The sequence below is a fragment of the Desulfovibrio sp. 1188_IL3213 genome (assembly GCF_036763145.1).
GTDB lineage: Bacteria > Desulfobacterota > Desulfovibrionia > Desulfovibrionales > Desulfovibrionaceae > Desulfovibrio.
In genome coordinates, this window is sequence record NZ_JBAIYR010000126.1 from 1 (window position 1) to 5,738 (window position 5,738).

Annotated in this window: 8 protein-coding genes; 6 read left to right on the top strand and 2 right to left on the bottom strand. The window is 57.6% G+C overall.

Annotation, left to right across the window (positions count from 1 at the left end):
• Positions 1-253, bottom strand: a 253-nt coding sequence (locus V6C16_RS06895) for a nicotinate-nucleotide--dimethylbenzimidazole phosphoribosyltransferase (protein ID WP_333542939.1), incomplete at its 3' end; no start/stop codon positions are given.
• Between the two features lie 229 nt (positions 254-482).
• Between V6C16_RS06895 and V6C16_RS06900 the strand changes: the two genes are divergently transcribed.
• The 6 genes from V6C16_RS06900 to V6C16_RS06925 all read left to right on the top strand — a co-directional run bounded on the left by V6C16_RS06900 (position 483) and on the right by V6C16_RS06925 (position 5,270).
• Positions 483-1,940, top strand: coding sequence for a trypsin-like peptidase domain-containing protein (locus tag V6C16_RS06900; RefSeq protein ID WP_333542938.1), 1,458 nt, complete (start codon positions 483-485; stop codon positions 1,938-1,940).
• 219 nt (positions 1,941-2,159) lie between these two features.
• Positions 2,160-2,348: a ferredoxin gene (locus tag V6C16_RS06905; protein ID WP_333534368.1), complete on the top strand. Its 189-nt coding sequence runs from the start codon at positions 2,160-2,162 to the stop codon at positions 2,346-2,348.
• Between the two features lie 446 nt (positions 2,349-2,794).
• A complete protein-coding gene (locus V6C16_RS06910; RefSeq protein ID WP_333534373.1) occupies positions 2,795-3,466 on the top strand; it encodes a YkgJ family cysteine cluster protein in 672 nt (223 codons plus the stop codon).
• A 145-nt stretch (positions 3,467-3,611) separates the two neighbouring features.
• On the top strand, positions 3,612-4,004 hold the full coding sequence (locus V6C16_RS06915) for a hypothetical protein (protein ID WP_333534369.1): 393 nt from the start codon (positions 3,612-3,614) through the stop codon (positions 4,002-4,004).
• On the top strand, positions 4,001-4,624 hold the full coding sequence (locus tag V6C16_RS06920; RefSeq protein ID WP_333534370.1) for a tetratricopeptide repeat protein: 624 nt from the start codon (positions 4,001-4,003) through the stop codon (positions 4,622-4,624). Before V6C16_RS06915 ends, V6C16_RS06920 begins: the two co-directional genes overlap by 4 nt.
• Before the next feature lie 355 nt (positions 4,625-4,979).
• Entirely contained in the window at positions 4,980-5,270 is a 291-nt protein-coding gene (locus tag V6C16_RS06925) for a pseudouridine synthase (RefSeq protein ID WP_333534371.1), read from the top strand.
• An 86-nt stretch (positions 5,271-5,356) separates the two neighbouring features.
• Here V6C16_RS06925 and V6C16_RS06930 read toward each other — a convergent pair whose 3' ends face one another.
• Positions 5,357-5,599 carry a hypothetical protein gene (locus V6C16_RS06930; RefSeq protein WP_333534372.1) on the bottom strand — a complete coding sequence of 81 codons (243 nt, stop codon included), beginning with the start codon at positions 5,597-5,599 and terminating at the stop codon, positions 5,357-5,359.
• Positions 5,600-5,738 lie beyond the last annotated feature (139 nt).

The window sequence follows — 5,738 nt, forward strand, 5'->3', positions numbered from 1 at the left end:
ACAGCACGTTGATGGCCGCGCCACCGTCAAAAAAATTCTGCACCATCTGGCGCGTCACGGCCTGGGGAAAAGGCGATACCCCCTGCGCCGCCACGCCGTGGTCACCGGCCACTGTCAGCATGAGGGCCGGGCTGACGCTCAAAGGCGTTTGTCCCCGGCGCATGGCGTAAACCCTGCGAGCCAGGTCCTCAAGCCTGCCAAGGCTGCCCCGAGGTTTGGTAAGATTGTCCAGATGGGCCTGAGCCGCGGCCATATCCTGCTGCCGCACCGGCTCAATATGCAGACCGGGGAAAATACGTTCCAGGCAGGAGGATGGGCAAGAAAATGAAAAAGTGTTGTCGTTCATGCTTTTTTTCTAGCCTTTCCGGCAACCCTGCGCAAGGGCCGGACCTTTTCTACGGCAATACGCCACGCTGCCCTTTACGAACTGTTCACGATGCTTATATAAACGGGGTAAAAAGCTCCAAAAAGGGATACCAACAATGACCTTATCTCTTACAGCCATATACAAAAGAGTGCCTTCCGGCATCAGACGGCTTTCCGGCCCCGGACATTTTTGCGGCATCCACCGCACGCTCTCGTGGGCTTTGTACTGGACCCTGCTGACACTTCTTTCAGGCGGCTTGTTTGGTCTGATTCCCCAGGCGGCAGGCGCTGCCCCGCAGGAAGGCAGCCCGCGTCTGACTCCCGTTGTGCGCGCGGTACAGGCCGTTGCCCCGGCAGTGGTCAATATCACCAGTACGCAGGTAATACGCGGGCAAAACCTTTCACCGCTGGATCAGTTCTTTGGAACGGATTTTGGCCGGGGGCCGGGTTTTCCGGGGTTTGGCGGTCCGGCTTCTCCCCGCAAACAAAAACGCGAAAGCCTCGGCTCCGGCGTTATTGTGGACGGCAAGAAAGGGCTTGTGCTCACCAACGCCCACGTCATAGCGGGTGGTGATGAAGTCATGGTGCGCCTGCTGGACGGACGCGAATATCCTGCCGTTGTGTGCGGCGCTGACACGGACTTTGATATAGCCGTGCTGCAGATCAAGGGAGCCAGCGACCTGCCCGCTGTAAGTCTGGGTAATTCGGACGATGTCCTGCCCGGCGAAACTGTCATTGCCATCGGCAATCCTTTCGGCTTCAGCCACACGGTGACCACGGGCGTTGTTTCCGCCCTGGGCCGAACCATACGCAGCCGCAACAACGCTTTTACCGACCTCATCCAGACCGACACGGCCATCAACCCCGGCAACAGCGGCGGCCCCCTGCTGAACCTTGAAGGCGTGCTGATAGGCATCAATACCGCGGTCGACTCCCGCGGCGGGGGCATCGGCTTTGCCATTCCCGTCAACAAGGCCCGGCGCGTCATGGCCGACCTTATGGACAAAGGCGGCGTTGCCCCGCTCTGGCTCGGGCTCGACGTGCAGAATGTGGACCCGCACACAGCTATGGCCCTGGGCCTCAGCAGAGCGCGCGGCGTGCTGGTTGTCGCCATTTATCCCGACACTCCGGCTGAAAAGATTCGCATGCGCCCCGGCGACATCATAGACAGCATCAACGCCTCGCCCGTGCGCGACAGGCGTGATTATCTTGACATTATGCGCAACCAGACCGCAGATGCCAAACTGCGCCTGAGCCTGCGCCGCGACGGCGAAACCATCGCGCTGGACATCAGGCCAGCGCCTTTTACCGATGACAAAGCCCGCAGGCTCATGCACAAGCTCTGGGGGTTCAAGGCCGCGCAAACAGCCGGAAAAGTTGTTATAAACAGTGTTGATGCCAAGGGGCCTTCGCCTTTCTTGCAAAAGGGCGACGTCATTTCTGCGGTAGGGGCAATTCCCGTGCATGAAGAAAAAGACCTTTTGCAGGCATTCCGGCGAGAACGCATGTCAGGCCAGGTGCTTATGCAAATCAAGCGTAACGGCAAGGGCTATTACGCTCGCCTTGTTCCCTGAAAAAAAGCTTCAGCCCTTTGCGGCCTGAAAACATTGGAGGCTTGATGCCGGTTTCGGAGCACGGCACAGGGCTGAAGCTTACAAACCACCGCCGACAGCCGCTTTTACGGCACGGCGCAAAGGACACTTGACAGGGGCATGGGCTAAAGCTATCCAATTGCACAAGCTAATTCTACCCGCTTGTGTGATCAAGCAAGACAACCTATTGGGAGGACGATCATGGGTTACAATGTGAATGTCGATGTGGACAAGTGCATAGGCTGTGGCGAATGCGTGGACGTGTGCCCCGTTGAAGTTTATGAAATCAAAGACAGCAAGTGCGAAGCCGTAAGCCCCGAAGAGTGCCTCGGCTGTGAATCCTGTGTGGAAGTCTGCGAAGTCAACGCCATCACCATTGAAGAAAACTAGAGCAATTTCACTTTGAAATTGCTCTGGCGGATGCGGGAGCAGACGCCCGCCACGGAGGCGTAAGCGCAATTTATTTGCGCGGTTAAACGCCGAAGTGAGCGTGCATCAAACTTTGAGAATGTATATTATCAAAGTTAATCTGCTCCAGGTGATAATGGAAGGCCCTACGGCATTCCATTGTTGACCCACTCGCAGACAGAGTGTTGTGCCGCCCGACGCTCGCGCGCCAGGCGGCACTTACATAAAATGCGCAAACCACGGCCGCCGGCCCGTGCAGGTCTGGATAAAACACCTGGTACTTACGGCGAGCCGCGCGGGTTTTGAAAAAATACCCGCCCAAAGGCCCCGGGCCACAAGCGCACGGGCGAGGCATCACGCCCGAAAGCCCGCTCCGCCGCACACCTGCCGGACGGCCCATGCGCCCTCCGCACAGCCACAGGATAATCATGATCCCTGACCTGAACGCTATTTTCACCCGCTACGAAAACCTGCGGGCCGAGGCCGACGCCCTGTTTGAACGGGTGCGCGACAGCTATCCCCAGTGCGTGACCTGCAAAGAAGGCTGTAGCGACTGCTGCCACGCCATGTTTGATCTTTCGCTGGTGGAAGCCATGTATATTAACCGGGCCTTTAACACCACTTTCGGGCATGGTCCCGAGCGCTCGGCCATACTGGAACGCGCTTCAGAACTTGACCGCCACACAACCCGCCTCAAGCGGGAACTGTACAGGGCGGAAAAAGACGGCGAAAGCCCCGAAGCCATCATGAGCATCGCCGCCAAGATCAAGATGCGCTGTCCGCTGCTGGACGATGCCGACCGCTGCCTTCTTTACGAAGCCCGGCCCGTCACCTGTCGCATTTATGGCGTGCCTACAGCTATTCGTGGTCAGGGCCACGTTTGCGGTTTTTCCGCATTCGAAAAGGGCAAGGCCTACCCCACCGTGCATATGGACAAGATGAACGACAGGCTTGAAGAGCTGAGCAAGGACATCGCAACCACAGTGCAGTCGCGCTTCAAGGAACTGCACGAAGTGTACGTGCCGCTGTCCATGGCCCTGCTGACCCGCTACGACGAAACCTATCTTGGCATTGGGCCGGCCAAGAAAGAACAGGCCTGATACAAAACGGCGCGGCAGTGTATTCCGCCGTGCCGACACAGCCGCAACCGCCCGTGCGCGCGGGGGCGTGGCGGCGGCGCTGGCCTGACAAGGGCCTTACCTACGCGCCGGAAAACGGATTTTCGCGCACTGCAAGGAGTCCGGCATGTTCGGCAGCATACCCGCTACCGTCTTTCGAGACGGAACGCCGCAGGAACTTACGGAAGAGCAGGAAGTGCTCAAACGCGAGATTTATGAGCGCATGAATCCGCGACGCCGCAAGTTTGTGGACCGTCTGGGTTACGACAACTGGGATCCTTTCCAGAAGCCCAACGATCCCCTTGATCTGCGCACAGACATAAGCAAGCGTACCACGCAACAGCTGGTTAACGAATTTCTGCACGACGCGGGCAAAAAAGGCCCGTATGGCAAGGCTTACAGCAAGGGCGCCACAGAATGCGCCTTGGGCGTTATTAATAAAGACGAAAAATACATGGGCATTTTCGACTTTTGCCGCTGGTACTATGATCTTCTGAAAAAAGAGGGGCACATCCAATGAAAGCTCGCTACGATGACCTGGACGAATACATTGCGGACCTCAAGGCGGAAATTGCCGAAAATGAGCAGTGCGCCAACCATTACTACAACCTGGGCCTGGCTCTGCTGACCAAACGCGACTTTATCGCCGCTGAAGAAGCTTTTTTGAACGCTGTGCGCAACTCGCCGCACCTGGCCGAAGGCTATGTGCAGCTTGGCGGCATCTGCCTTGAACGCGGCGACCTTGACGGCTGCCTGCGCTACAATGAAGAAGCCGCAAACTGCCGCGCCAAGTTCCCCGTGCCGTGGAGCAACATTGCCTTTGTGCACCTGCAGCGCGGCGAACCGGACAAGGCCATCACCGCCCTGAACAAGGCCCTCAAATGGGATCCCAACTTTGTGCAGGCCCAGAACGCGCTGGCGACCGCCTATTTTATGAAGGGCGACATCAAAGCCTGCGAAACCCAGTGCTTGTCCATCATCAAAAAAGAACCCGCCTTTGCCCCGGCCTGGAACAACCTGGCCCTGGCCTACTTTGATCAGGGCGAATTCGCCAAAGCCAAAGAAGCGGCCGACAAGGCGCAAGAACTGGGTTTTGAGGTGTCTGAAGCCTTTCTTGAAGAACTCAAGGCTCACTGCTAGCAAAACTTTTGCAACAAAGCAGAAAGGCCCGCGAGCATCCGCCGCGGGCCTTTTTCTGAGCAAGTTCACTTTGAAACTGCTCTGCCAGATGCGGGAGCAAACGCCCGGCGCAGGGGCGAAAGAGAAATTTATTTATGCTGTTACGCGCCGGAGCGGGCGTCCCGGAAGCATTGAGAATGGATATTCTTGCTGTGAAAATGCTCCACATGTACGGAGCAAATCCGGCATTATGGCATATGCGAAAAAAGGCATGGTTCTTGCTTATCTATGCAGCGTGAACCGGTGCGGCCGATTTTGCCGCCCCACGGCCTCCGCCGCAGAACAGGCGGAAGCGCAAAGCACAAGGAGAACCCCCGTGGAACTGGAATTCCGTTTTCGCAATAATGATATGGGCCCGCTTTTTCCCACATTTCAGGAAAGGGTCAATGCCATGCTGCCCGCCAACCATGCAGACGCGGCGTCTTCTGCCGCCCCTGCCCTTGAGGCTCCGGCAGTGGAAACACCCCACATGCTCAATAACGAAGAAATGACCCAGGCGCTGGCCCAGGTGGAAGAAGAAGCCGCCCAGCACAGCCAGGAAATGCTTCAGGCGCACTCCGGCCTTAATGAGCAGCGCGTGGCCCGCCTGCTTGGCCTGCTGGACTAGGGGGCACCCCCTTGAAACAGCTTGTGGCCGCTCTGGCTCATACAGGACAATAAGCACGGCTCAAGTGGCAACAGCTCTAGAGCAATTTAACTTTGAAATTGCTCTAACAGCTTCTGTCGTGGGCTTTCGGCCTTGCGTATCAGGGCATGCAACGCTTGAAATGGCTGTTCAGCCGCGAAGTATCGCGCCATTTCAAGCGAAGCGCCAAACTGCGCATGCAAAGTACCGCCAGTTTGCCCTTGCGGCTGCTCTGCGTCCGTTTTTTGACACATGTTCTGCGTTGCAAAAACCTTCTGCGCCGCCGCCCAAATGGCGCGCGTCTCAAACATCAAAAACATCCAGCCAATGTGCCACCCGCGCTCCTTGCGGGGCATGCGCCCGCAACTGCATGGCGCAGCCGCTGCATCCGGTCAGGGTCACTGCGGGGACAGACGCCGTGGCGTCTTCGCCAGAGGCCAGTCCCTGCCA

Bases quoted from the DNA above. Each gene is read 5' to 3' on its own strand.
- V6C16_RS06930 (WP_333534372.1), bottom strand. From the start codon at position 5,599: ATGTTTGAGACGCGCGCCATTTGGGCGGCGGCGCAGAAGGTTTTTGCA.
- V6C16_RS06900 (WP_333542938.1), top strand. From the start codon at position 483: ATGACCTTATCTCTTACAGCCATATACAAAAGAGTGCCTTCCGGCATC.
- V6C16_RS06910 (WP_333534373.1), top strand. From the start codon at position 2,795: ATGATCCCTGACCTGAACGCTATTTTCACCCGCTACGAAAACCTGCGG.
- V6C16_RS06920 (WP_333534370.1), top strand. From the start codon at position 4,001: ATGAAAGCTCGCTACGATGACCTGGACGAATACATTGCGGACCTCAAG.
- V6C16_RS06915 (WP_333534369.1), top strand. From the start codon at position 3,612: ATGTTCGGCAGCATACCCGCTACCGTCTTTCGAGACGGAACGCCGCAG.
- V6C16_RS06905 (WP_333534368.1), top strand. From the start codon at position 2,160: ATGGGTTACAATGTGAATGTCGATGTGGACAAGTGCATAGGCTGTGGC.